20 protein-coding genes and 2 tRNA genes are annotated in these 24,338 nt (G+C 45.3%); 11 read left to right on the top strand and 11 right to left on the bottom strand.

Annotation, left to right across the window (positions count from 1 at the left end; genetic code table 11):
• Window positions 1–7 precede the first annotated feature (7 nt).
• From ABEF84_RS01680 to ABEF84_RS01635, 10 genes are all read right to left on the bottom strand, one after another.
• A complete protein-coding gene (locus ABEF84_RS01680) occupies window positions 8–1,312 on the bottom strand; it encodes an IS4 family transposase (protein WP_347453003.1) in 1,305 nt (434 codons plus the stop codon).
• Window positions 1,313–1,427: 115 nt separating this feature from the next.
• The gene (locus ABEF84_RS01675; protein WP_347454506.1) at window positions 1,428–2,231 is read right to left on the bottom strand and encodes a putative RNA methyltransferase; all 804 of its coding nucleotides are present in this window, start codon (window positions 2,229–2,231) and stop codon (window positions 1,428–1,430) included.
• A 58-nt stretch (window positions 2,232–2,289) separates the two neighbouring features.
• Window positions 2,290–3,408: a phospho-N-acetylmuramoyl-pentapeptide-transferase gene (gene mraY / locus ABEF84_RS01670; protein ID WP_034588439.1), complete on the bottom strand. Its 1,119-nt coding sequence runs from the start codon at window positions 3,406–3,408 to the stop codon at window positions 2,290–2,292.
• Window positions 3,409–4,812, bottom strand: a complete 1,404-nt coding sequence (murF, locus tag ABEF84_RS01665; protein WP_034588441.1) for a UDP-N-acetylmuramoyl-tripeptide--D-alanyl-D-alanine ligase — start codon at window positions 4,810–4,812, stop codon at window positions 3,409–3,411.
• A 12-nt stretch (window positions 4,813–4,824) separates the two neighbouring features.
• On the bottom strand, window positions 4,825–6,321 hold the full coding sequence (locus ABEF84_RS01660; RefSeq protein ID WP_347453495.1) for a UDP-N-acetylmuramoyl-L-alanyl-D-glutamate--2,6-diaminopimelate ligase: 1,497 nt from the start codon (window positions 6,319–6,321) through the stop codon (window positions 4,825–4,827).
• An 11-nt stretch (window positions 6,322–6,332) separates the two neighbouring features.
• Window positions 6,333–8,156 (bottom strand): penicillin-binding protein PBP3, encoded by a 1,824-nt coding sequence (gene ftsI / locus ABEF84_RS01655; protein ID WP_347453494.1) that lies wholly within the window; start codon window positions 8,154–8,156, stop codon window positions 6,333–6,335.
• A gap of 15 nt (window positions 8,157–8,171) precedes the next feature.
• Window positions 8,172–8,507: a cell division protein FtsL gene (locus tag ABEF84_RS01650; RefSeq protein WP_347453493.1), complete on the bottom strand. Its 336-nt coding sequence runs from the start codon at window positions 8,505–8,507 to the stop codon at window positions 8,172–8,174.
• 10 nt (window positions 8,508–8,517) lie between these two features.
• Window positions 8,518–9,429, bottom strand: coding sequence for a 16S rRNA (cytosine(1402)-N(4))-methyltransferase RsmH (gene rsmH, locus ABEF84_RS01645; RefSeq protein WP_347453492.1), 912 nt, complete (start codon window positions 9,427–9,429; stop codon window positions 8,518–8,520).
• Between the two features lie 217 nt (window positions 9,430–9,646).
• On the bottom strand, window positions 9,647–10,666 hold the full coding sequence (locus tag ABEF84_RS01640; protein WP_347453491.1) for a sulfate ABC transporter substrate-binding protein: 1,020 nt from the start codon (window positions 10,664–10,666) through the stop codon (window positions 9,647–9,649).
• Between the two features lie 242 nt (window positions 10,667–10,908).
• Window positions 10,909–11,913 (bottom strand): sulfate ABC transporter substrate-binding protein, encoded by a 1,005-nt coding sequence (locus tag ABEF84_RS01635; RefSeq protein WP_347453490.1) that lies wholly within the window; start codon window positions 11,911–11,913, stop codon window positions 10,909–10,911.
• 391 nt (window positions 11,914–12,304) lie between these two features.
• On the opposite strand from ABEF84_RS01635, the gene ABEF84_RS01630 reads away from it, so the two are divergent.
• The 6 genes from ABEF84_RS01630 (at window position 12,305) to ABEF84_RS01605 (ending at window position 15,605) form a co-directional block, all read left to right on the top strand.
• The gene (locus ABEF84_RS01630; RefSeq protein WP_034588463.1) at window positions 12,305–12,628 is read left to right on the top strand and encodes a hypothetical protein; all 324 of its coding nucleotides are present in this window, start codon (window positions 12,305–12,307) and stop codon (window positions 12,626–12,628) included.
• A gap of 153 nt (window positions 12,629–12,781) precedes the next feature.
• Window positions 12,782–14,290 carry a glutamate--tRNA ligase gene (gene gltX / locus ABEF84_RS01625; protein ID WP_347454508.1) on the top strand — a complete coding sequence of 503 codons (1,509 nt, stop codon included), beginning with the start codon at window positions 12,782–12,784 and terminating at the stop codon, window positions 14,288–14,290.
• A gap of 57 nt (window positions 14,291–14,347) precedes the next feature.
• Window positions 14,348–14,423, top strand: a tRNA-Ala gene (locus ABEF84_RS01620).
• Between the two features lie 34 nt (window positions 14,424–14,457).
• Window positions 14,458–14,533, top strand: a tRNA-Glu gene (locus tag ABEF84_RS01615).
• A gap of 158 nt (window positions 14,534–14,691) precedes the next feature.
• Window positions 14,692–15,033 (top strand): hypothetical protein, encoded by a 342-nt coding sequence (locus ABEF84_RS01610; protein ID WP_347454509.1) that lies wholly within the window; start codon window positions 14,692–14,694, stop codon window positions 15,031–15,033.
• Window positions 15,034–15,209: 176 nt separating this feature from the next.
• Complete coding sequence (locus ABEF84_RS01605) at window positions 15,210–15,605, top strand: tetratricopeptide repeat protein (protein ID WP_034588496.1); 396 nt, start codon at window positions 15,210–15,212, stop codon at window positions 15,603–15,605.
• Window positions 15,606–15,657: 52 nt separating this feature from the next.
• Here the strand turns inward: ABEF84_RS01605 and ettA are convergent, their stop codons facing one another.
• Window positions 15,658–17,319, bottom strand: a complete 1,662-nt coding sequence (gene ettA, locus ABEF84_RS01600) for an energy-dependent translational throttle protein EttA (protein WP_034588465.1) — start codon at window positions 17,317–17,319, stop codon at window positions 15,658–15,660.
• Between the two features lie 321 nt (window positions 17,320–17,640).
• On the opposite strand from ettA, the gene ABEF84_RS01595 reads away from it, so the two are divergent.
• From ABEF84_RS01595 to ABEF84_RS01575, 5 genes are all read left to right on the top strand, one after another.
• Complete coding sequence (locus ABEF84_RS01595) at window positions 17,641–18,918, top strand: aminotransferase class I/II-fold pyridoxal phosphate-dependent enzyme (protein ID WP_347454511.1); 1,278 nt, start codon at window positions 17,641–17,643, stop codon at window positions 18,916–18,918.
• Window positions 18,919–19,216: 298 nt separating this feature from the next.
• On the top strand, window positions 19,217–20,104 hold the full coding sequence (locus tag ABEF84_RS01590) for an SDR family NAD(P)-dependent oxidoreductase (protein WP_034588469.1): 888 nt from the start codon (window positions 19,217–19,219) through the stop codon (window positions 20,102–20,104).
• 218 nt (window positions 20,105–20,322) lie between these two features.
• The gene (gene hisIE / locus ABEF84_RS01585) at window positions 20,323–21,105 is read left to right on the top strand and encodes a bifunctional phosphoribosyl-AMP cyclohydrolase/phosphoribosyl-ATP diphosphatase HisIE (RefSeq protein ID WP_034588472.1); all 783 of its coding nucleotides are present in this window, start codon (window positions 20,323–20,325) and stop codon (window positions 21,103–21,105) included.
• Window positions 21,106–21,120: 15 nt separating this feature from the next.
• Entirely contained in the window at window positions 21,121–22,623 is a 1,503-nt protein-coding gene (locus ABEF84_RS01580) for a UvrD-helicase domain-containing protein (protein ID WP_034588475.1), read from the top strand.
• A gap of 31 nt (window positions 22,624–22,654) precedes the next feature.
• Complete coding sequence (locus ABEF84_RS01575) at window positions 22,655–24,043, top strand: AAA family ATPase (protein WP_034588478.1); 1,389 nt, start codon at window positions 22,655–22,657, stop codon at window positions 24,041–24,043.
• Window positions 24,044–24,338 lie beyond the last annotated feature (295 nt).

Below are 24,338 nucleotides of genomic sequence, written 5' to 3'. Positions count from 1 at the left end.
CAGTCAGTTAAGAGATTGACTGGCATTTTTTTGGGTATTTCTGTGGTTTCCCTTTCACAACTCGTGGGTAGTTTCTACTTCTTTTTTTCGGTAAAACATACCTTTTAGATTTTTCCATTAAACTTTCTAGATGTTTAGGCAAATTGCCTGCGGAAGCCAAAGAATCAAACTTCAATAGGTTAAGGATAGCAATAGAGGTAATATGAAAGCTCATTCTCAAAGGACTGACTTTTGCACGTTGAGCCATATATTTCATTTGTCTTCTTAGAATATTATAGGCAATAAAGACTCCCCATAACTCTTGATAAATCAAGGTAGGTTGTTTACTCCTTAAATGCTTCCCTTCCTGTAAGTTACTCTTGATTTCTCGGTAACACATTTCTATTTCCCAACGCTGGGCATAGAGTTTTGCTAAAGCTAATAATGGATATCTCTTTGAATCTATTAGTGAAGTGATATAACGTCTAATCTTACCTGCCTGCTCAACCTCAATGAGACGTGCTTCCCAATAATCTCCTAAGGCTGGATTAAGTTTTTTAGCTCTTGTTGATATCGGCATTCTAATATGAAAGTCATGTTGCGAATTACGCTCCACAATCTCATACCGTAAATTATCTTTTGCACGCATAAGCCAATGACTTTCTTCTGCACGTTTTTGCCACCCGATGAGAAAATCTGCAGAGAAATAGGCTCGATCAAATAGGGTAATACTGTGTGAACAAGGAGATAATTGGCTTGCCAGTGTGAGTTCACCTTGATCCATACTGCCTATTTGAGCATCTATAATTTCATGGGTCGCGGTATTTACTAAGCAGGTTGCTCTCACTTGTGGATAAGGAGCATCAGCAGTTTTTCCTTTAGATGAACCAAAGTGTGCAAAATTCTCATCTGTATAAGGCATAGACCAAACAACACCATCAACAGCGCACACACTCAGACCGTGAAAGTTTGAGTATTGCTGCTGAGATTCTTCAAACCAGGCTTGGCTAAGTAAAGAAAATAGCGCATTTAAAGGTTCTGATCCTAAACGTTGTCGTGCTTGTACTACTGCGCTAGGAACACAATATTCTGTTGTACCAAATACAAGTTTTAGTTGTTCTACGACATATCCGATAGGTTGATTTCGAAATAAAGCGAGTCCAATGACAAGCCATACCACATGTTCAGCGGGTAACTTCCTTCTTCTAATTGATGCCTTACCTGTTTGATTCAGACTTTCCTCAATCCAGTTGAAATCAATAAATTCACTAAAATGGCTAAGTGAAGGTAAAGAATGTTGAAGGGTGCAATCTAAATTTTCAGATAAAGTCATAAAAAAAAATGAGCGTATTTACATACACTCATTTTTACTACATTTTACTAATATTTGCTTAACTGACTGGCATTACTCAATTGAGGGCTTTTTTATATTCAACTCGAATCTCATCTTATTTCTTTTGAAACAGATAAATTTGGAATTGTGCAGTCACTGCAAACTGGTCTTGCTGCTCCAGTGCCAAACGGCGTTCTGGCTTAGCTTTATACGCATACGGCGTCATGGCAATCAGGTTTTCCAGATCGTTTTTTGACAGATTCAGCAGGGCTTCTACCACCTCTTCACTTACCAGATTGAACGCATCTTCTAGCTGGGCCACAAATTTCTGTGGCTCATGGGGCTTCACTTCCTCAAACAGTGCTTCACGCATGGCATATAAATGCTGTGGAGCTGGAGTAACAACCATTAGATAAGATTTTGGTTTCAGTACCCGTAGAATTTCCTGTTTCGGAATCGGACTAAACAGGCTAGTACACAAGTCTATTGAATGGTCCAAAACCGGCAAGGTTGCACCCGTTCCCACCACCCAAGTAATTTCTTTATTCAGCTTAGCCGCAACCTGAATGGCATTTTTGGCAATATCCACCCCGACACACTGCATCACTTCCTGCTGCATGGCATCGGTGTAATAGCCTTCACCACAACCAATATCCAGCAGGTTTTCAATACGTAGTTCACGAATCTTTCTCACCACGGCTTGCTGTAACGGTGCATAGTGGCCGGCACTTAAAAAGGCACGACGTGCCTGTACCGATTCTGGCGTATCTCCCGGATTTTTACTGTGTTTATGCTGAACCACATGCAAATTTACATAGCCCTGCTTGGCCACATCATAGCTATGCTGGTTGTCACAGCGCCAGGTGCGTTCATTTAATTTGAGCTGCTCACGACATACCGGACACATGAGTAGGTTCATGAATTTATTCTCCAAAACAAAAAAAGCCGGCATGCGCCGACTTTTTCAAATGCATTTCTTAACGTAATTTTAAGGTCATTAGACCCAAAACTACCAGCATAATTGTAATAATCCAGAAACGGATCACCACTTGGGTTTCACGCCAGCCTTTCTTTTCATAATGGTGATGCAGCGGTGCCATCAGGAACACACGCTTATTCCGCATACGCAATGAGCCGATTTGCAGGAACACAGATACCGCTTCGACCAGAAACACGCCCGCCATAATCGCAAAGACGATTTCTTGACGAACCATCACCGCGATGGTACCGAGCATCGCACCCAGCGATAAGGCACCGACATCCCCCATAAATACTTGGGCTGGATGAGCATTAAACCACAAGAATGCCAGACCGGCACCAATCATTGCAGCACAGATCACCACAAGTTCAGAGGAGTATTTGACGTAGGGAATATGCAGATATGTCGCGAAACGCACATCACCCGCCAAGTAAGCAAAGACGCCTAAGCCAGCAGCCACCAGCACGATCGGCATAATTGCCAGACCATCCAGACCATCGGTCAGGTTCACCGCATTGGATGCACCATTAATCACAAAATAAGTAAAGATAATGAAGCCGATACCCAGAGGAATAACAGAGAGCGGAATACTGTGATCCTTAAAGAATGGGATCAGGACATCCAACATATTGGCCGTTACGACTGAATTTGGCTGCTGCTGTGCAATTACGTAGAGTGCTATACCTGCGCCCAATGAGCCGACAGAGGTCCAGAAGAATTTCTTGCGTGCAGGCAGACCAGCATTGTCCTTATAACGGATCTTGATCCAGTCATCTGCCCAACCAACGGCGCCAAAGATCACCATCACAGCCAGCACAATCCATACGTATGGATTGGATAAATCTGCCCATAGTAGAGTTGAGATACCAATCGATAAAAGAATCAGCACACCACCCATGGTTGGTGTCCCCATTTTCTTGGCATGGTTCTCAGGCGCAAATGAACTCACCGCCTGACCATATTTCAGTGCCTGTAATTTACGGATCATCACCGGACCCAGCACCAGACCAATGGTCAATGCCGTCAGAACACTGAGCAAAGCACGTAAGGTTAAATAACGAACCACCTGGAACGTGCTGTCATAGCCCGCCAGTTGTTCAAATAGCCATAACAGCATTTAGAGTTTCTCCATCAATGCAGCCATCAATGTTTCCATATGGGTAAAACGTGAACCTTTGAACAGGAATGACATCGGCTGGGGTTGATGTGTTTCAATCAAACTAATTAAGAACGGCAATGCCTGTTCCTGATTCAGGAACGCTTGCATTTTCTTGCCATATTGTGTACTACGGGCACCTTCCTGTGCAGCCGGGGCAAATTCACCCACAGCGACCACAAAGTTCAGGCCCTTTACCGAAACCAGATCGCGACCAAGCTTGTAATGCTCAATTGCCGCAGAATTACCTAACTCACCAATATCACCAGTGACCATGATGCGAATGCCTTCTTGCTGTGCCAGTACATCAGCCGCAGCACGCATCGAGTTTGGATTGGCATTATAGGTATCATCAATAAACAGATAACCTTTATGCTTGATAAAGTTTAGACGGCCTTTGGCACCGACAGCCTGTTCCAGACCAGTGACGATATTATCCAGACTGATCCCAATCGCCAAAGAGAAAGCCGCTGCTGCGGTCGCATTCTGCACATTATGCTCACCAGCAAAAGGTAAATTTACAGTCTTACTGCCTTGCGGTGTATTTAGGGTAAAAGTCGCTGACTGTGGATGTAGCTCTACATCCGTTGCATAGACTTCCCCACCCTGACCAAAACTTAAGGTTTTTTCAGTTTTGACTGCCGCACAAATCTGTTCAGCATAGTCATCTGCAGCAGGAATAATCGAGGTTTCGGAAATATGGGAATAGATTTCTGACTTGGCACGGCAGATCCCATCACGGCCACCGAATTCACCCAAGTGAGCTGTACCGATATTGATAATACCTGCGACATGCGGCTGTACCAGACCCGCGGTGTAATCAATTTCACCCTGATGGCTAGCACCCAGTTCCATCACCGCATATTGATGCTCAGGACGTAACTCCAGCAACATGACTGGCACACCCAGATCATTATTCAAGTTACCGCGAGTGACCAAAGTTGGTGCCAGACGAGACAGGATACTACCGAGCATTTCCTTAGTCGTAGTCTTGCCACTACTACCAGTCAACGCAATCACTTTCAGTTGTGAATTCTGCTGACGACGGTAAGCACCCAGACGACCTAAAGCCTGACGGGTATCATCTACAACCAACTGGAAAATATCGGCTTCAATAGGATGATCGACAATTGCGACCTGACAGCCTTTTGCAGCGACTTGAGCTACAAAATCATGGGCATCAAAGCGTTCACCTTTCAGGGCCAGAAAAGCATCACCCGCTTCAGCGTCACGGGAATCCATCAGGATACGTTTGATTTCACCTTCAGGCTGTTTGTCATTCAGCCAGTAGCCTTGAGTCGCCTGCTGTAATTGTTCTGCAGTCCAGGGCACTAAAGGCACGGTACTGGTGGTTGAAGTATGCATAAATTCGTCCTTTTACTGCGCTGGGTAAGCTGAATCCGGGTTGCTGTGCTGGGCATCAATTGCCCCTTGCACTTCCACCACATCATCAAACCAGTGACGCACGCCATCAATTTCCTGATAGTTTTCATGCCCTTTACCGGCAATCACTACAATATCACCTGCTTGCGCATGTTTCACTGCAAACTTGATTGCTTCACGGCGGTCATGGATTTCCTGATAGGTTTTTCCCGAAAAATCGATTCCCTGCTTCATGTCAGCAAAAATCTGGTTTGGATCTTCAGTCCTTGGATTGTCCGAAGTCAGCACCGCAATATCTGAACCATCCAGCGCCGCTTGGGTCATCAATGGGCGTTTACCACGGTCACGATCTCCACCACAACCAAATACTGCCCAAAGCTTGTTATTCACATGGCGTTTTAAGGTCAGCAGCACCTGAGTCAGAGCATCTGGCGTATGTGCATAATCCACCACAAACAGACGTTCGCCATCACGAATCACCTGCATACGGCCTGGTGCCCCTTTAAGCTGTGGCACAGTGGCAATCAGTTGCTGTAAATCCGGACCTACCTGCTCTGCCACAATCAGGCTTGCCACCAGATTTTCTACATTAAAATGACCCAGCAATGGACTATGTACGGCAAATTCACCTTGTGCAGTGATCAGTTTAAATTCAGCACCCGAAATACTGTACTGAATATCTGTTACCTGATAGTCAGCTGCTTGCGATAGTGAATAGGTTAAGATTTTTGGCTGTGCCGGATTGGCTTGAGCTGCTGCAATCATCACCGGTGCATGCGCATCATCCAGATTAATCACTGCAACTTTCAGTGATTCAAACTTGAATAAACGCGATTTGGCTTCAGCATAAGCTTCCAGCGTTTTGTGATAGTCTAGATGATCACGACTCAGGTTACTGTAAGCCGCAAATTCAATATCGCAGCCATTTAAACGGCCTTGTACCAAACCATGTGAACTCGCTTCAATCGAAGCAAATTCAGCACCCGCCTGTGCATAACTATGTAAGGCATTTTGCAGTTGCAGCGCATCCAGTGTGGTATGTGAAGAAGCTTCCAGATTCGGCAAGATCCCGTTACCCGTAGTTCCCATCACTGCACAAGACCTGCCTTGCAACATCAGTAGTTCTGCGACCAGACGGGAAATTGTGGTTTTACCATTAGTGCCGGTCACCGCCAGAATACGGGCTTGCTGAACCGGTTGAGTCGCTTGCAGATAACGCCTCTGCCATTCCCCCATCAGGTGACGGACATTCGGTACCACCAGTGCTGGAGCCACACCAAGATCCTGCTCGGAAATCACCGCCAATGCACCCAAAGACAGGGCTTTTTTGGCATATTCTGCAGTTTTCTCCGGATGAGAAAGACTGGTCAGGGCAATAAAAATTTGCCCCAGTTTAACTTTGCGGCTGTCCAGCTCGAAACCCTGAAAGGATTGTCGCATCCATTCAGCGCTATCTTGAACGGCGTAGAGATCCTGAAATGTAATTGACATTGATCACCTATTTACTGGACTTTGGGAGATTCTAAAGGTTTGTCCAATGGGACATTCAATAAACGCAAGGATTCTTGCATCACACGGGCAAATACCGGCGCGGCCACCAGACCACCATAATATGCCCCGGTTGGATTTTCGACCACGACGATCATTGCCAGACGTGGATCGCTCACCGGTGCAATACCGGCAAACAGGGCACGGTATTCACTTTGCGAATAACCCTTACGGTCGGCACGCAGCTTATGTGCAGTACCAGTTTTACCTGCGACGCGATAACCTGGAATATTGGCCTGCTGTGCGGTACCACCCGGCAAAGTCACGGACTCCATCATCAGCAAGACCTGTTCAGCAATTTTTGGATCCAGAATCTGCTCGCCTTTTGGCTGTTCTTCCAGTTTATACAGGCTTAATGGTACCTTGGTGCCTTTGTTAGCAATCATGGCATAGGCATCCGCCAGTTGCAGCACAGTCGCATTCAGACCATAACCATAAGACATGGTTGCCACTTCAGAAACGTTCCACTTGCTTGGCGGTAGGATCAGACCGGCACTTTCACCCGGGAATTTCACCGCTGAACGCTGACCGAAACCTAAACGCTTATAGAAAGTTGGCAAAGTTTCATATGGCAGTGACAGGGCAATTTTGGATACCCCAACGTTGGAAGATTTCTGGATGATGCCACCTAGCGTCAATGGGCCATAGTTATGCGTATCACGAATGGTATGGTTACCCACGCGCATACTACCCGGGCTGGTATTAATTACCGAATTGGCAGTGTATTTACCACTTTCCAGTGCCATGGCGACAGTTAGGGGCTTCATTGTTGAACCGGGTTCGAAGGAGTCAATCGCACCGCGGTTACGCATCGCATCCTTGTTGCTGACACTATTCTTGTCATTCGGGTTATAGGATGGCCATGAGGTCATCGCCAGAATTTCACCAGTCTTCACATCCACCGCAATCGCAGTTGCTGAACGGGCGTTGTTGGCCACACCTGCAGCAGTCAGTTCACGATACATAATGTATTGCAGACGCGAGTCGATACTCAGGGTAATATTTTCCCCAGCTTCAACTTCCTTGATGATTTCAGGATCCTTGATCCGGTTACCCTTCTTGTCACGCACAATCTGCTGCTCACCATCCACACCGGCCAAGCGGGTATTCAGCTGCATTTCCAGGCCTTCAACCCCCATGCCTTCACTGTTGGTCAGGCCGATAATCTGCGAGTTTGGCTGTGGCTGCGGATAGTAACGCTTATAGTTTTTCTCGGTATACACGCCCTGGAAGTTGCGCTTCATGATCAGCTCAGCCTGTTGCGGCGGAACTTCTTTTTTCAGGATTAGATAACGGGAACGTTTACGCTCGTCCATTTTCCGGCGCAATTCGGCACGATCCATGCCCACGGCATCAGCAAGCTCATCCAGATTCAGGTTTTTGTCAGGTAACTGGCGTTTCAGCTTGCGGTTGTCAGGATCTTTCTTGAGCTCTTTCATGGTTTTGGTGTAGAGTTCTTGATTCTCGAAATAGTCTCGCGGATCAATCACTACACGCATGACCGGGGTACTGATCGCCAGCGGAATGCCATTACGGTCGTAAATCACACCGCGCATGGCCTTGATCTTGTCGGACCTTAAAATCTTGGCATTAGCCTTGTTCTGCAGGAATTCCTTATTGACGATCTGTACATAGAAAGCACGTCCGATCAGGGCTACGAAGCACAATAGCACCACCGCCCACATCAAATAAAAACGGCTAATATCAACGCTTAACGTATTCTTAGTGGTCACGGACTGCTTTTTGCGTACCACTGGCTTGGTTTTCTTGTCTACCATGTCTGAGCGCTAGCCTTATTTTTTTGCATCTGAAGTTTGTTGTGGCAGGGAAATTACCACAGTCTGGGAAATCGGTGGAGAATACATACGCAGCTGGGTCACAGCACGGGTTCCGATCTGAGCTGTGGCGCCAAAGGTTTGCTGCTCGATCAGCAGACGCCCCCATTCTGCATTTAGGTCATCACGTTCACGCAAATAGCTGCTGAGCTTGCGATAATCCTGACGATATTCAAAGACCTGAAACACCACAAATACAGCACTGACGAATACCATCATCAATAAAATGCCGTAAGCAATGGCTTTCTTCGTCCCTGCCTGCTTCAATTTCCTTTCGACCACTTCAGTTTTCATTATTTGCCTATCAAGCTAATCTTTCTGCCACTCGGAGCCATGCACTACGCGAACGAGGATTAGCTTTCACTTCCTCCTCACTGGCCTTGATCCGGGATACTTTTTTCAGTCGACGTGTATCCTTCTGTTGCTGTGGCATCCCCCAGCCCGAGTCTTCCTCTAAAGTTGATTCTTTTTGAATAAATTGTTTAATCAAACGGTCTTCCAGTGAATGGAAGCTAATTACTGCCAAACGGCCTTCAGGTTTTAGCACCTCAACCGCCTGTGGCAGGAAAACTTCAATATCTTCTAATTCTTTATTAATAGCAATACGAATAGCCTGGAAAGTTCGCGTTGCCGCATGTTTATTCTTTTCCCATTTTGGGTGGGCTACTTTCACAATTTCTGCCAACTCACCTGTCGTTGCAATATAACCGGCATTTTTAATGGCTTTGGCAATCCGGCGGCTATAACGCTCTTCCCCATACTGGAAAATAATATTCGCTAAGGCTTCTTCTTCAATATTCACCAGCCATTCTGCTGCGGTTGGACCTTGCGAGTTATCCATACGCATGTCCAGCGGACCATCTTTCATAAAGCTGAAACCGCGCTCCGCCTGATCCAGCTGCGGAGAAGAAACACCCAAATCAGCCATCACCCCATCAACCAGTTCAACACCGCGTTTTGCCAGCTCTTCTTTTAACTCAGCAAAGCTGGCATGAATAATCTGAAAGCGTGAATCTTCCTTTTCCAGTTCTGCTGCCGCTTCGAGTGCTTGAGGATCCTTATCAAAGGCATAAACACGAGAATTTTCATCTAATTTAGACAGCAGCAAACGGGTATGACCACCGCGTCCAAAAGTTCCATCCACATAAATTCCCGTAGTTCGACCAGCCAACAAGGCATCGACGGTTTCGTGAAGCAATACAGAAATATGGGACATAAAAACTCAATCAATAGGGCAAAAAATTTAACTGCACATTATCACTCTGTTTGATTAAAGCTCCAAACGACTTTTTGTAGATAAATATTACTTTCTATAGAGAAAACCGTTTTTCATCACATTTTTTTAATAATAGCTAAGGCAGCTTGCTAGAACACTGCTTCATGCACCATAAAAAAGACCAGCATGGTGCTGGTCTTTTTTACTCAATTCGGTCTTAACGTTTTGAGTTATAGATCTGGTCGAAAACCCCACCATTGGCAAAGTGAGTTTTCTGTGCATTGGCCCAGCCACCAAACACTTCATCAATGGTGAAAGTTTTGATTTTCGGGAACTGCGCAGCATATTTCGCTAACACTTTAGGATTACGCGGACGGTAGTAGTAGCGTGCTGCCATATCCTGCCCCAGTGGAGAATATAAATAGTTGATATAGCCTTGGGCTAACCATTTATTGCCATTTTTCTCAACGGTACGATCCACGATCGCCACAGAAGGCTCTGTCAGAATGGTTAAAGATGGATAAATGATGTCAAACTTGTCTTTACCCAAAGTTTTTTGTGTGACTAGTGCTTCGTTTTCCCAAGTCAGCAATACATCACCAATATTACGTTCAGCAAATGTGGTCATCGATGCACGTGCAGCCGAGTCCATAACCTTCACGTTCTTATACATTTTGCCGACGAATTCTTTAGCTTTTTCCTTGTTACCGCCAGGCTGTTTCTCTGCATAACCCCATGCAGACAGGTACACCCAACGTGGTAGACCACCAGTTTTCGGGTTTGGGGTAATGATTTCCACACCCGGCTTGGTCAGATCGTTCCAGTCTTTAATATGTTTTGGATTGCCCTTACGTACCATAAATACGATGGTTGAAGTATAAGGCGCAGAGTTATGCGGAAAGCGTTTTTGCCAGCCGGCTTTGATCTGACCAGATTTAACGATTTCTTCAATGTCATTGGCCAGCGCTAAGGTCACCACATCGGCTTTCAGACCATCCACCACAGAACGTGCCTGCTTGCCTGAACCACCATGTGACTGTTTAAAGTTCACATTAATCCCGGTACGGCTTTTCCAGTAAGCACCAAACGATTTATTGAATTCATCATAGAATTCACGGGTTGCATCATAAGACACGTTTAGGAATTCACGATCTGCAGCCTGAGAGGTAGTAGCAGTAAATGCCAGACCAGTTGCCAATAAGGCAACACTAAATACTGATTTTAACTGAGTTTTCATAGGAATCGGGGAGATTATCTGTAATAGATATAACTATATGAAATAAAGTTATTTTTCGCAATTCAGCAAACCAAATGGATACAAGGTAACATTACGTTATTTTTTGTTTTAATTTCATGTTTTATATAATAAAAATTTAAATAATATAAGTTTATACAGCGTATATAGCATTTTATTCTTTAGATATGAAAAAAAACGGATAAGAGGCTTATCCGTTTTTCTAGTTCGATCAGTGATTTAGCTTAACGACGGTTTTCAGATGAAATCTGGTCGTAAATCGCGCCATTCACGAAATGGGTTTTCTGTGCTTTGGCCCAGCCACCAAATACCTTATCGATAGTAAAGGTCTGGATTTTCGGGAACTGTGAGGCATACTTCGCTGCAGCCTTTTGGTCACGTGGACGGAAATGGTATTTCGCTGCCAGCTCCTGCCCTTTTGGTGAATATAAGTAGTTCAGGTAGCCTTTTGCCAGGTTGGCATTGCCATTTTTTGCCACAGTTTTGTCGACAATGGCAACAGATGGTTCAGCCAGAATCGAAATCGATGGATAAACGATTTCATATTTTTCCTTGCCCAGACCTTGGGTCGCCAGTAATGCTTCATTCTCCCAAGACAGCAGCACATCACCAATACCGCGTTCAGCAAAAGTGGTCAAGGAACCACGTGCGCCAGAATCCAGCACTTTGACATTGGCATACAGTTTTTTCACCAGTTCACGCGCCTTGGCATCATTGCCACCCGGCTGTTTCAGTGCATAGCCCCAAGCGGAGAGGTAAATCCAGCGCGGTGCGCCACCAGTTTTTGGGTTTGGCGTGATAATTTCTACACCTGGCTTGGTCAGGTCGTTCCAATCTTTGATGTGCTTTGGATTGCCCTTACGTACCAGAAATACAATGGTTGAAGTATAAGGTGCCGAATTGTTCGGAAACTCTTTCTGCCAGCCTTTATTAATCAGTCCTGCATTGACGATTTCTTCAATGTCATTTGCAAGCGCCAAAGTCACCACATCCGCCTGCAAACCATCTACTACCGAGCGCGCCTGCTTGCCTGAACCACCGTGTGACTGTTTAAAGTTGACCGTTTGTCCGGTTTTCTGTTTCCAGTACTTACCGAACTCTTCATTATATTCCTGGTAGAATTCACGGGTTGGATCATAGGAGACATTCAGGAAATCTTTAGCACAAGCCAGTTGTGCTGTGGCTCCCGACAGCGCTGCGAAAATTGCTGATACAATTATTTTTTTCATTACAAGAACTCTTTTGTTTATCTATTGCGCACTATATAAATTTAAAAATCAATTAACAATCATATACTTATAACAATAGATTCGAAGTTATTCTGATTTTCTGATATCTTAAAAATGACAAATCTCAGCAATTTTTATACTTTTGGCCTATCAACCGATTACTTTAAGCTATAATCTTCATAGTCTCTTCATAGTGCTATGTTACAAATAGCGCTCTAAGATTTTGATCTCTGATTTTTTAGAAATTTCCACTGTCATATTTATTCTTTTTGTAATTTTTGTGACTTGGTTCTACTTTTTAAGAGTGAAGTGTGTTTGAATTATGTTCGAACATTAACAATAACTCTTAAGAAAACAAATCCAGCAACACAACAAGAGAGGGAGTTTGGACATGAAAGTGACTACGTTCAAGACCGGCATCCTGAGCCTATCGATCCTGCTTACAGCACAACTGAGTCATGCTGTTGTAGCTCATCCAGAGCTTGTAAATACGGCTGCTCCAGCTGTAAGCCATACTGCGTCGAAAACAACTGTAGCAACCACAACCAAGTCTTCTCCAATTGAAAAGGCGATCCAACAACAAAAAACTGAAAAAAGCCTGCATAGCGAAGAAAACCTGAAAGTGATGACTGCGATCAAAGTGCGTCCTGCACAAAATTTCTTTGCTTCACAGAATCAGAGTTTCAGCCGTTTTTTACAGAATTTTTTTCTTTAACAGCAACTCCTGATTCCTCATCTCAGGATCAACTCTCTCAAAGCGCCAATCTCACAGATCCCAAGTCACATCATTCAATGTTGAATTAAGCATTAAGTGATGTGGCTTTTTCGTTATAATAGCCAGAATTTTTATATTCAGATCCATCCGACTATGACTGTTCGTACTCGTATTGCTCCATCTCCTACAGGCTTTCCCCATGTAGGAACTGCCTATATCGCCCTGTTTAACCTGTGCTTTGCCAAACAGCACGGCGGTGAATTCATCCTCCGTATTGAAGATACTGACCAGCTGCGCTCTACCCCTGAATCTGAAAAAATGATTCTGGATTCTTTACGCTGGTTAGGCCTGAACTGGTCTGAAGGTCCGGATGTGGGCGGTCCACACGCCCCATACCGTCAATCAGAACGTATGGACATCTACCGCAAATATGCCGAAGAGCTGGTGGATAAAGGTCATGCGTTCTACTGTTTCGCGACTGCACAAGAACTGGACGAAATGCGTGCTGAACAGCAAGCCCGTGGTGAAACCCCACGTTATGACGGCCGTGGTCTAAAACTTTCTAAAGAAGAAGTTGCACGTCGTCTGGCTGCAGGTGAACCGCACGTGATCCGTATGAAAGTGCCAACCGAAGGTGTATGTAAATTTAATGACATGCTGCGTGGTGAAGTGGAAATTCCATGGGCACAAGTGGACATGCAGATCCTACTGAAAACGGACGGTCTGCCAACTTATCACCTGGCAAATGTGGTCGATGACCATCTGATGCAGATCACTCACGTGATCCGCGGTGAAGAGTGGATTCCATCTGCGCCAAAACACCAGTTGCTATACAAATACTTTGGCTGGGACATGCCAGTGCTGTGCCACATGCCACTGCTGCGTAACCCAGACAAATCTAAATTGTCTAAACGTAAAAACCCAACTTCAATCAACTACTACAAAGATATCGGTGTACTGCCAGAAGCACTGTTGAACTACTTGGGTCGTATGGGCTGGTCAATGCCAGACGAACGTGAAAAATTCACTCTGGCTGAAATGATTGAAAACTTCGACATTAACCGTGTGTCTCTGGGTGGTCCAATCTTCGACGTAGAAAAACTCAACTGGCTCAATGGTCAGTGGATCAAATCACTTTCTCCTGCAGAGCTGCTAGATACCCTGCTTGCTTGGAAAGCGGATCGTGCCAAACTGGAAGAAATTGCTGCTGCAATCCAGCCACGTATTAACCTGCTGTCTGAAGCGGTGAACTGGTCTGCACATTATTTTAACCACTTCCCGACTCTGACCAAGGAACAGTTTGAAAGTAAAAAACTGACTGAAGAACAGATTCGTCAAAGCCTACAGTTCGCGATCTGGCGTCTGGAAAGCCAATTTACCTGGAACAATGACACCGTGAGCCAGACCTTGATGGATCTTGCGAGCCAGATGGGCATCAAGCTGCGTGATTTCATGCCGACATTCTTTATGGCGATTGCAGGTTCGACAGCTTCTACGCCTGTGATGCAAACCATGGTCACCATTGGCCCAGATCTAACTTTTGCCCGTCTGCGTCATGCGCTGGAAATCGTGGGTGGTCCAAGCAAAAAAGAGCTGAAAGCTTGGGAAAAACTCAATGAAAGTCTGAAATTGCCGAAAAATGATGCAGTTGATGAAGCTTAATTGATTTTTTAGTTGACGTGTGTACGTTATCTTCATAATATAGCGCACACACAGACTGGGGTCATAGCTCAGTTGGTAGAGCGCTACAATGGCATTGTAGAGGTCAGGAGTTCGATCCTCCTTGACTCCACCAAATCAATTGCTTTACCTGTGTATTTGCCTCATTTGTCCCTATCGTCTAGAGGCCTAGGACATCGCCCTTTCACGGCGGTAACCGGGGTTCGAATCCCCGTAGGGACGCCATATTCAAGATCATGTGAAAGTGATCTTAATAAAAAACCCAAGCATTGCGACTTGGGTTTTTTATTGTCCAGAATTTACCTTTTTATGCTTGAGCCTGTTTTGGCTTTCTGTATGATTCTGATTAAAATAACTGATATTTAAAAAATTCTGGAGCTGCAATGCAATACCGTTGCCCAAAATGTCAAAGTCCTAAAATCATGCCGGTTGCACAGCCTGGTCAGCACGTTGCACGTCCTGTCGTGCCAAAAAGCCTGGTACTTCTTGTTCCTGCCCTATTCGTTCTGCTTCTGTTAGTCGTGATCAGCATTGGTATGTGGATTTTCGGTGATGGTGCAGGCACGACCCTGCAAACTGCGACTGTGATCGTATTTATCATCTGTCTGATCGCAGGCTTTATATTCTATAAAGATTTGCCTGATTTCAAAATCTCAATGCAAGCTTTTATGCAAAGCCAGAAAAAATGGAAATGCCGTGAATGTAATCACGAATGGGAAATCTGATTTCTCTGTACTTTTCCAAGACCGCTACGGCGGTCTTTTTTATGGCGGCTTTTATCTTGTAAGCGGGTAACTTCGTCGGATCACTGAATGAATATCAAAAAAATTGGGGTAATCTAGAAGAATTAAAAGGATTCCATGTAATTGCAAGGACGCATTTCAATAGGAACAAAAGTAAAATGCTAAAAACTATAATAAATTTTCTACTTTCACGAGATGATACAACTGCAACAAAAATAAAATCCTCTTCCGAGACACATACCTATTATTTGCAGGCCCTCCAGTTTGAATCTCTTTGTCATACACTACAACAATTACAGAAAAAACGTTTCGACGTCGTCCGTTTTGAACAGCAGCAGACCTATCAGCGTAATGCTGTGTGGAATTTTCTCAGTGCTGCATTGCGCGGTCACCCGGAAGCACAGTATCGACTTGGGATTTATTATCTAAATGGAGAGTTAGGCTTAGAACAAAATGAAACACAAGCTCGGCAGTGGCTGAATCAAGCAGCACAGCAAGGCCATAGTAAGGCTGAAAAACTTTTGAATCCTCCCTATCGACCCCTGCTGATTTAAAAGCAGGGGCATAAAAAAACCAGCCCTCGGGCTGGTTTTCGATTAGATGGGATTAGCCACCAATTTTGCGATATTTCTGACGTTTGATTGCCAGATCATCACCATATTTCTTACGGCGGTATTCTTCAAACTCAGTATAGTTACCAGTGAAGAATTCTGGAGTTTCATCTTCAAATGACAGGATGTGTGTCGCAATACGGTCCAGGAACCAACGGTCGTGCGATACCACCATCACGGTACCTGGGAAGACCAGAATCGCATCTTCCAGTGCACGTAGAGTTTCTACATCCAAGTCGTTTGATGGTTCATCCAGCAGGATCACGTTTGCACCCTGTTGCAGGATTTTCGCCAATTGCAGACGGTTACGCTCACCACCAGACAATTCGCCTACACGTTTTTGCTGATCCTGACCTTTGAAGTTAAAGCGACCGATATAGGCACGAGAGGCAATTTCGTAATCACCCACTTTCAGGATATCCAGACCGCCAGACACTTCTTCCCAAACGGTTTTGTTATCATCCAGTGTGTCACGGATCTGGCCAACATACGCCACTTTTACAGAGTCACCTAGAGTTACCGTACCGGTATCTGGTTGCTGTTCACCAGTCATCATACGGAATAGCGTAGTTTTACCCGCACCGTTTGGACCCACGATACCGACAATTGCAGCTGGTGGTACGCTGAAAGACAAATCTTTATACAGCAGACGGTCGCCGAAAGATTTGCTGATGTTTTCAACTTCAACTACCTTGTTACCCAGACGTGGACCAGGTGGAATATAGATTTCAGAAGTTTCGTTACGTTGCTGGAATTCGCGAGAGTTAAGCTCTTCAAAGCGCTCCATACGCGCCTTGTTTTTCTTTTGCTGGCCTTTGGCATTGGCACGAACCCATTCAAGTTCTTTTTTCAATGCTTTAGCAAAAGATTCTTCCTGCTTCTGTTCTTGCTCTAAACGGGCATTTTTTTGTTCCAGCCAAGAAGAATAGTTGCCTTGGTAAGGAATACCATGTCCACGGTCAAGCTCCAGAATCCACTCAGCTACGTTATCCAGGAAGTAACGGTCGTGGGTAATCGCCACAATTGTGCCTGGGAAATCTTTCAGGAAGCGTTCCAGCCAAGATACAGATTCTGCATCCAAGTGGTTCGTTGGTTCGTCCAGAAGCAACATGTCCGGTTTAGACAGTAACAAACGGCACAGTGCCACACGACGGCGTTCACCACCAGATAGTTTGGTCACGTCTGCATCCCAAGCTGGCAGGTTTAGTGCTGCCGCAGCCTGTTCCAGCTGGTTATTCAGGTTGTGCGCATCCCAAGTCTGGATAATCGCTTCCAGTTTTTCCTGCTCTTTTGCCAAAGCATCAAAGTCAGCATCTGGATCTGCATATTCAGCAAAGACCTGATCCAGACGTTCAAGCGCGTCTAGTGCTTCACGCACGCCATCTTCAACGTTACCACGGACATCTTTAGTTGGATCCAGTGGTGGTTCTTGTTCAAGGTAGCCGATTTTGATACCCGGCTGTGCACGTGCTTCACCAGAGAAATCTTTATCTACGCCCGCCATAATACGAAGCAAGGTCGATTTACCTGCACCGTTTAGACCAAGTACACCAATTTTGGCACCTGGGAAAAATGATAAAGAGATGTCTTTCAAGATTTCGCGCTTCGGCGGAACCATCTTAGACACACGGTTCATCGTGTAAATATATTGGGCCACGTAGGACTCCTCAATAGTAAAACCAGAATGGGGATTGAAAGTTGCGATCCCCTGCTCATAATGAGCGAAAAAATAATCGGCTATTATACGCAGAATGTCTCGAAAACATAAGCCATTCACGTGAAGTTAATGGCTTGTTACAAGTTTAGCCCCGATTATTTTTCAAGCATCACGTTATCGAACAAAAGTTCGCTTATGCTGTTGACGCTATATCGCTAAATAGGATAATTATTTGAATAAATATGTGCTTTTCTTGATATTGCAAGTGCTAATATTTGATCAGTTTTCATCCTAACAAAATACAATAGAAGATCTATCACTATGACTTACAAACCAGAAACTTTAGCCATTCACGCCGGTTACACCCCTGAACCAACCACCAAAGCCGTAGCAGTGCCGATTTATCAAACCACTTCTTATGCTTTTGATAATACCCAGCATGGTGCTGACCTGTTTGATCTGAAAGTTCAGGGCAATATTTATACCCGCATCATGAACCCAACCACTGCGGTACTGGAACAACGTGTTGCAGCGCTGGAAGGCGGGATTGGCGCACTGGCACTGGCCTCTGGTATGGCTGCAATTACCTACGCGATTCAGACCATTGCTGAAGCCGGCGACAATATTGCTTCGGTTTCAACTTTATATGGTGGTACTTATAACCTATTCGCACATACCCTGCCAAAACAAGGCATTGAAGTACGCTTCTTTGATTATCAGAATCCGGAAGCACTGCGTGACCTGATTGATGACAAAACCAAACTGGTCTTTGTGGAATCAATTGGTAACCCACTCGGTAATATTATTGACCTCGAAGCAATTTCCAAAATCGCACATGAATATGGCGTCCCAGTCATCGTCGACAATACTGTGGCAACCCCTGTACTGCAGAAATCTTTTGATTTCGGTGCCGACATTGTGGTGCACTCACTGACCAAATATATTGGCGGTCATGGTAATTCGATCGGTGGCATTATCGTGGATAGCGGTAAATTCCCGTGGGGTAAATATCCAGAACGTTTTAAAGCGCTGAATACGCCTGATCCAAGCTATCATGGCGTGAATTATGTCGAAGCACTCGGTGAAGCTGCTTATATCGCCCGTGCCCGTGTGGTGCCACTCCGTAATACCGGTGCTGCAATCAGCCCGCAAAACGTATTCTTGATTCTGCAAGGACTGGAAACCTTAAGTCTGCGTATGGAACGCCATACCTATAACGCGCTGAAAGTTGCAGAATATTTGCAACAACATCCAAAAGTTAAATGGGTCAATTATGCCGGTCTGAAAGATCACCCGCAGCATGCCTTGGCACAAAAATATGTGAAAGGCAAACCTTCTGCGATCCTGACTTTTGGTGTGGAAGGTGGCCGTGAAGGCGGTGCGCGTTTTATCGATGCCCTGCAATTGTTCACCCGTCTGGTCAATATTGGGGATGCCAAGAGTCTGGCCTGCCACCCGGCAACCACGACTCACCGTCAGCTCAATCCAGAAGAACTCAAGTCAGCTGGTGTCAGTGAAGACATGGTTCGTCTGTCGATCGGGATTGAACATATTGATGACCTGATTGCCGACCTTGAACAGTCGCTTGCAGCCGTCTAAGCGCCATTTTGAAGCACGAAACTCCATCATTTTTGATGGAGTTTTTTTATGATCACTTTACTTTTCCCGAGCTTTATCCTATGGTTAGATCACTATAAATATCAATTGAAACATAGTTTAAAAATAGAGCAATTACTCTAAAAATTCTCTTATTTTCAATCACTTATTCTCTAGATTTTCCTGCATATTTGTTTATTATATAAAGACTCCAAGGTGTACAAAGTTTTGTACATATCTACGTAAAAACCAAATAAGAAAAAACGTAAATCTACAGCGCATTATTCAGGAATAAATAACCGTGAAATCCAAACTACAGAAACATTTGAAGAAACGAGTTCAAGGCAAAACCATCCTCATTACTGGCGCATCCAGTGGTATCGGTCTGACTGCAGCACATCGTCTGGCAGATGCAGGTGCACATGTTTTACTCGTGGCACGTACCAAAGAAACCCTTGATCAAGTCAAAGAAGAAATTGAAGCTAAAGGGGGGATGGCTTCGGTTTTTCCTTGTGATTTAAATAATCTTGAAGCAATTGATGAAGTCGCGAAGCAGATTATGGCCTCTGTCGACCACATTGATATCCTGATCAATAATGCTGGCCGTTCCATCCGCCGTGCCGTGCATGAATCAGTAGATCGCTTCCACGACTTTGAACGGACCATGCAGCTGAATTATTTCGGTGCTGTGCGTTTGGTGATGAATATCCTGCCACACATGATGATGCGTCGTCAGGGCCATATCATTAACATCAGCTCGATTGGTGTCTTGGCCAATGCTACCCGCTTCTCGGCGTATGTGGCATCAAAAGCTGCACTGGATGCTTTCAGTCGTTGTCTGTCTGCAGAAGTGAATTCGCACAAGATCGCGATTACTTCAATCTATATGCCACTGGTACGTACGCCAATGATTGCGCCAACCAAGATCTATAAATATGTGCCAACGCTGTCTCCTGAAGAAGCATCGGATCTGATTGCCCATGCGATTGTGAAACGTCCGAAGAAAGTGGCGACCAATCTGGGCCGTCTGGCATCGATCACCTATGCGATTGCCCCAGACATTAATAACAAGCTGATGTCGATTGGCTTTAATCTGTTCCCAAGTTCATCTGCTTCTGTCGGCCAGCCACAAAAACTGAATTGGGTGCAAAAAGCATATGCGCGTATCTTCCCGGGTGAGCACTGGTAAGTTTTATTCAAACTCGATTTGCATCAAGCCGCCAACAGGCGGCTTGATTGTTTTGATCACGCTTCAATTGAAATAGCCCGTACAGTCACGACAGATCCTGTCATTTCACATGCAGATTTTTGCCGCAAACGCTCCCAGATCACGTACACTATTCACCGGATATTTTTAATCCGCATAACTGCAACATTTAATTTCTGATTTAACAAATGGACACCCTTATGAATAACCTGCAATGGCTCGATGAAGTAAAATTTAACGAACAAGGTCTGGTACCTGCCATTGCTCAGCATCATCAAACTGGTCGCGTATTGATGGTAGCGTGGATGAACCGTGAAGCACTGGCATTGACTGCAGAGAAGAATCAGGCCGTGTATTTCTCACGTTCTCGCAACAAGTTATGGCATAAGGGCGAAGAATCTGGTCATTTCCAGACCGTACATGAAATCCGTCTGGACTGTGATGCGGATGTGATCATTTTACAAATCGAACAGCATGGTGGTATTGCCTGCCATACCGGTCGTGAATCCTGCTTCTACCGCAAATTGACACCGAATGGCTGGGAAATTGTCGATGCACAAATCAAGGATCCAGTAGCAATCTACGGCGAAAAATCAAAAAATCCGCATACCCTTGCCATGAATGCTTCTAATGCCAAATCAGAACAGGTCGAAGTACTGTCTTATCTGGGTAAAATGATGGCAGACCGTAAAAAAGCTGATCCGGATTCTTCTTATGTCGCTAAGCTGTATCACAAAGGCCTGAATAAAATTCTGGAAAAAGTTGGTGAAGAAAGTGTTGAAACCATCATTGCTGCCAAAGATTTCAAATTTGAAGCCAATGAAGACAACAAAAATGACCTGATCTACGAAGTGGCAGACTTGTGGTTCCATACCATCGTAATGCTGGGTTACTTCGACCTGGATCCACAACTGGTACTGAATGAACTGGCACGCCGTCAGGGTCTGTCCGGTCTGGTTGAAAAAGCCAACCGTCAGCACTAAGTCTTGAATTTACCTGTGTCAGCGACTAATAAACCGAGCGCCACCTATGAGCAGGCCACTGCCATTGATAACGCACGTCTGGGCAAATCCTTTAAGGTCATTGCCTATGCCGGCACAGGTAAAACCACGACTTTACAGATGATCAGTGATGCCATGCCCGAGCGGCGTGGCATGTATCTGGCATTTAACAAGTCGATTGCCACTGAAGCACAAAATAAATTCCATCGCGGTGTGGATTGCCGAACGTTCCACTCGCTGGCCTTCCGCAGTGTTCCACGTGGAGTCACCGATAAGCTGCGCCTGCCACGTCTGAGTCCAAGTTTTATTGCCAAGGAATATCGCCTTGAGCCGATGACCTTGCGCCGTATGATGGGCGGTCGTTATGAAAAATATGTGATGATGCCGTCACGCCTAGCCAGTCTGGTCGCCAATGCAGTCAGCTATTTTTGCTCGACCAGTTCGCAGTACCCTGCCCCGCGACATATTCAGGCGCCGAGCTGGCTGCATCCAGATGATGTCGATGCCTTGCAGAAAAAGCTCTACCCAGCTGTTGAACGTCGCTGGCTGGAATCCATTGATCCGAATCATCAGGCCGGCATCGGACATGACATTTACCTGAAACTGTGGGCATTGTCTGAACCGAACATTCCAGCTGATTATGTCCTGTTTGATGAAGCCCAGGATGCCGATCCACTGATGCTGGGCATTTTACTGAAACAGCGCAGCACTCAAGTGATTTATGTCGGTGATGCACATCAGCAGATTTATGCCTGGCGTGGTGCGGTCAATGCCATGCAGCAATTGCCACTCCCGGAATCACGTCTGACCACTTCCTTCCGTTTTGGTCCTGAGATTGCCCTGAATGCCAATGCCATTTTGGGTGCACTGAATGAAACTGTGCCCTTGCTCGGCAACCCGCATTTAAATTCTAAAGTGGTCAATAAACCGCATACCAAAATGCGCGATGCGATTTTATGCCGGACCAATGCCCGGGCGATGGAGCTGCTGCTCGCGGGTCTGGTGCGTGGTGAAAAAGTCAGTCTGCAGGCCGATCATGCCAAGCTGAATCGTTTTGTCGATGCCGCGGCGATGCTAAAACAGGGCAAACGCGTAGTCGATGTACCGGAACTGGCTTGGTTTAATTCCTGGCATGATGTACATGAATACTGCGAAACCAATGAGGGCAGTGACATCAAGCCACTGGTCAAACTGGTGGATGAACATGGCACCGATCCGCTGAAAAGTGCCTTGGCCAAAATCACTCCGATTGGTCAGGCTGAATACATCATCTCCACAGCACACAAGGCCAAAGGCCTGGAATGGAATCGCGTGCATATCGAAGATGATTACCAGTTCAAACTGAATGAAAAGGATCACAAGATCAGTGATGAAGAGTTAAGGCTGCTTTACGTGGCCTGTACACGTGCTAAAGTAAGCTTAAATATTCACCACATTTATGACCTGATTCAACAGCTGAAAATCACAATGCCTCAATCTTTGAGACAAGCAGCCGGCTAGGCATGGATGTAGGCATCACGATAGGTGGTCTATGCAAGTCGAATCCATACAACTGAAACACTCCCTGCACTTTTCTGATATTAAACTCGAATTTCATTATCACAAGCTGCCAGTCACGCTAATTCTGGGTGATCAGGGTAGCGGCAAAACCGCCCTGCTGCGTCATCTATATCAGGCACTGACCTGGTTTGCGGCACGTTACCGTGACCTGCGTACCGCCGGTGTGGTGATGCTGGATCAGGACATCATGCAGCACCGGCTGCAATCCAAAATTGACATCAAAGTTCGTTTCCCCGAAGAAATTGGCAGCTTTCCTGAAAGTAGCGACCAGCAAACGGTTTCCACCCAGGAATGCAGCTGGCAACTGTATAAAACCCTGAACAGCCAGGGTGTAGGACTAAGTAAAGCTGAAACCACGCAGCTCGAAGCTATGATCAGCTTGTATCAAAAAGCTTTGGCCAAAGACCCAATACTCGGTCTGCCGCTGATCGCCTATTACCCGGCAGAGCGTTTCGTCAATGAAATCAATCTGCTCAGCAAAAATAATCCCGCGATTTTCCAGGCTTCACATGCCTATGAAGTCGCGGCCATTCCCTTTACAACTTTTACCCGCTTTTTTGAATGGTTCCGGGAAATCAGTGATATTGAAAATGCCCAGAGCGCACAGATTCTGGAACAAATCCTAAACCATGCATCACAGCAGGAAAAAAAACACAATCTGGATGAACTGGCCAAACATATTGAACACGCGCAGATTCAGGTAAATACCCCGAGCCTCAACAGCTTGCGTGAAGCCTTAGCCATTGTGCTGCCGGAAGTGACCAATCTGTATCTGCAATACCAGCCGAAAATACAGCTGATGGTCACCTATCAGGGCCGTACCCAAACCTTGCAACAGTTACCGAACAGCATCCGCAACTGGATTGCCTTGATCGGGGATATCGTGCGCCGGTTATGTCTGCTCAATCCGAAAAGCCTGTTCCCTTGCAAGGAAGGTAACGGCATTTTGATGATTGATGGTATTGACCATCAGCTGGATCAGGACATGAGTGCGGTGATTCTCTCGCGTTTGAATCAGGCTTTTCCTGGGCTGCAGATTGTGGCAACCGGTAATCGTCCAGAACTGCTGGAACAGGCTGCTGAATTTCAGTGCCTGCAACTGGAAGACCAGCAACTGTATGCCATTCAACCTGACAATATTCAGCACCAGTTTGAACAACTCTATGCAGAATTGGGACTCGATGCAACGGAAGAAGAGTTGGAGGCAGAGGAACACAGCCTGACAGAACCGGAAATCGAACAGGTCACGCCTGAATCAATGTTGCAATTGATCCAGCAACAACTGGATGAAAACCAGCAGCAGGAACTGCTCCGCTTACTCAGCCAGAAAGATAGTCAGATTTCTCAGCCACCCTTTTAAAATTCAAAATGAATAAAAGCCCATCTCTCTTGCGATGGGCTTTTTATTTTGTAAGTAAACAAGCTCAGCCAATTTTCTCAATAGAATCGTGAAGTTTGATCTTTATTTTCGCTCTTATCTGAGCCGTTTGTTTAAGCGGGCACCCCATCAATCCTCATCTAATTCGTATAATGGTCAAGGCGTGCACAAAATGATTGATGTTGTTGTTGTCCTGTAATATGATCGGAATTACTTGCATTTTTCATTGTAAAATCGGAATTTGCTATCGTTTACGAGTTGCGCAATACAACTGCTT

Source organism: Acinetobacter sp. ANC 7912 (assembly GCF_039862785.1).
In the GTDB taxonomy this organism is placed as follows: Bacteria; Pseudomonadota; Gammaproteobacteria; order Pseudomonadales; family Moraxellaceae; genus Acinetobacter; species Acinetobacter thermotolerans.
The sequence above is the reverse complement of the archived record's forward strand: the minus strand, read 5'-3'. Positions and strand labels throughout refer to the sequence as shown.

Excerpts from the sequence above, each read along its gene's own strand:
- ABEF84_RS01680 (WP_347453003.1), bottom strand. The coding sequence starts at position 1,312 with ATGACTTTATCTGAAAATTTAGATTGCACCCTTCAACATTCTTTACCT.
- ABEF84_RS01675 (WP_347454506.1), bottom strand. The coding sequence starts at position 2,231 with ATGAACCTACTCATGTGTCCGGTATGTCGTGAGCAGCTCAAATTAAAT.
- mraY (WP_034588439.1), bottom strand. The coding sequence starts at position 3,408 with ATGCTGTTATGGCTATTTGAACAACTGGCGGGCTATGACAGCACGTTC.
- murF (WP_034588441.1), bottom strand. The coding sequence starts at position 4,812 with ATGCATACTTCAACCACCAGTACCGTGCCTTTAGTGCCCTGGACTGCA.
- ABEF84_RS01660 (WP_347453495.1), bottom strand. The coding sequence starts at position 6,321 with ATGTCAATTACATTTCAGGATCTCTACGCCGTTCAAGATAGCGCTGAA.
- ftsI (WP_347453494.1), bottom strand. The coding sequence starts at position 8,156 with ATGGTAGACAAGAAAACCAAGCCAGTGGTACGCAAAAAGCAGTCCGTG.
- ABEF84_RS01650 (WP_347453493.1), bottom strand. The coding sequence starts at position 8,507 with ATGAAAACTGAAGTGGTCGAAAGGAAATTGAAGCAGGCAGGGACGAAG.
- rsmH (WP_347453492.1), bottom strand. The coding sequence starts at position 9,429 with ATGTCCCATATTTCTGTATTGCTTCACGAAACCGTCGATGCCTTGTTG.
- ABEF84_RS01640 (WP_347453491.1), bottom strand. The coding sequence starts at position 10,666 with ATGAAAACTCAGTTAAAATCAGTATTTAGTGTTGCCTTATTGGCAACT.
- ABEF84_RS01635 (WP_347453490.1), bottom strand. The coding sequence starts at position 11,913 with ATGAAAAAAATAATTGTATCAGCAATTTTCGCAGCGCTGTCGGGAGCC.
- ABEF84_RS01630 (WP_034588463.1), top strand. The coding sequence starts at position 12,305 with ATGAAAGTGACTACGTTCAAGACCGGCATCCTGAGCCTATCGATCCTG.
- gltX (WP_347454508.1), top strand. The coding sequence starts at position 12,782 with ATGACTGTTCGTACTCGTATTGCTCCATCTCCTACAGGCTTTCCCCAT.
- ABEF84_RS01610 (WP_347454509.1), top strand. The coding sequence starts at position 14,692 with ATGCAATACCGTTGCCCAAAATGTCAAAGTCCTAAAATCATGCCGGTT.
- ABEF84_RS01605 (WP_034588496.1), top strand. The coding sequence starts at position 15,210 with ATGCTAAAAACTATAATAAATTTTCTACTTTCACGAGATGATACAACT.
- ABEF84_RS01595 (WP_347454511.1), top strand. The coding sequence starts at position 17,641 with ATGACTTACAAACCAGAAACTTTAGCCATTCACGCCGGTTACACCCCT.
- hisIE (WP_034588472.1), top strand. The coding sequence starts at position 20,323 with ATGAATAACCTGCAATGGCTCGATGAAGTAAAATTTAACGAACAAGGT.
- ABEF84_RS01575 (WP_034588478.1), top strand. The coding sequence starts at position 22,655 with ATGCAAGTCGAATCCATACAACTGAAACACTCCCTGCACTTTTCTGAT.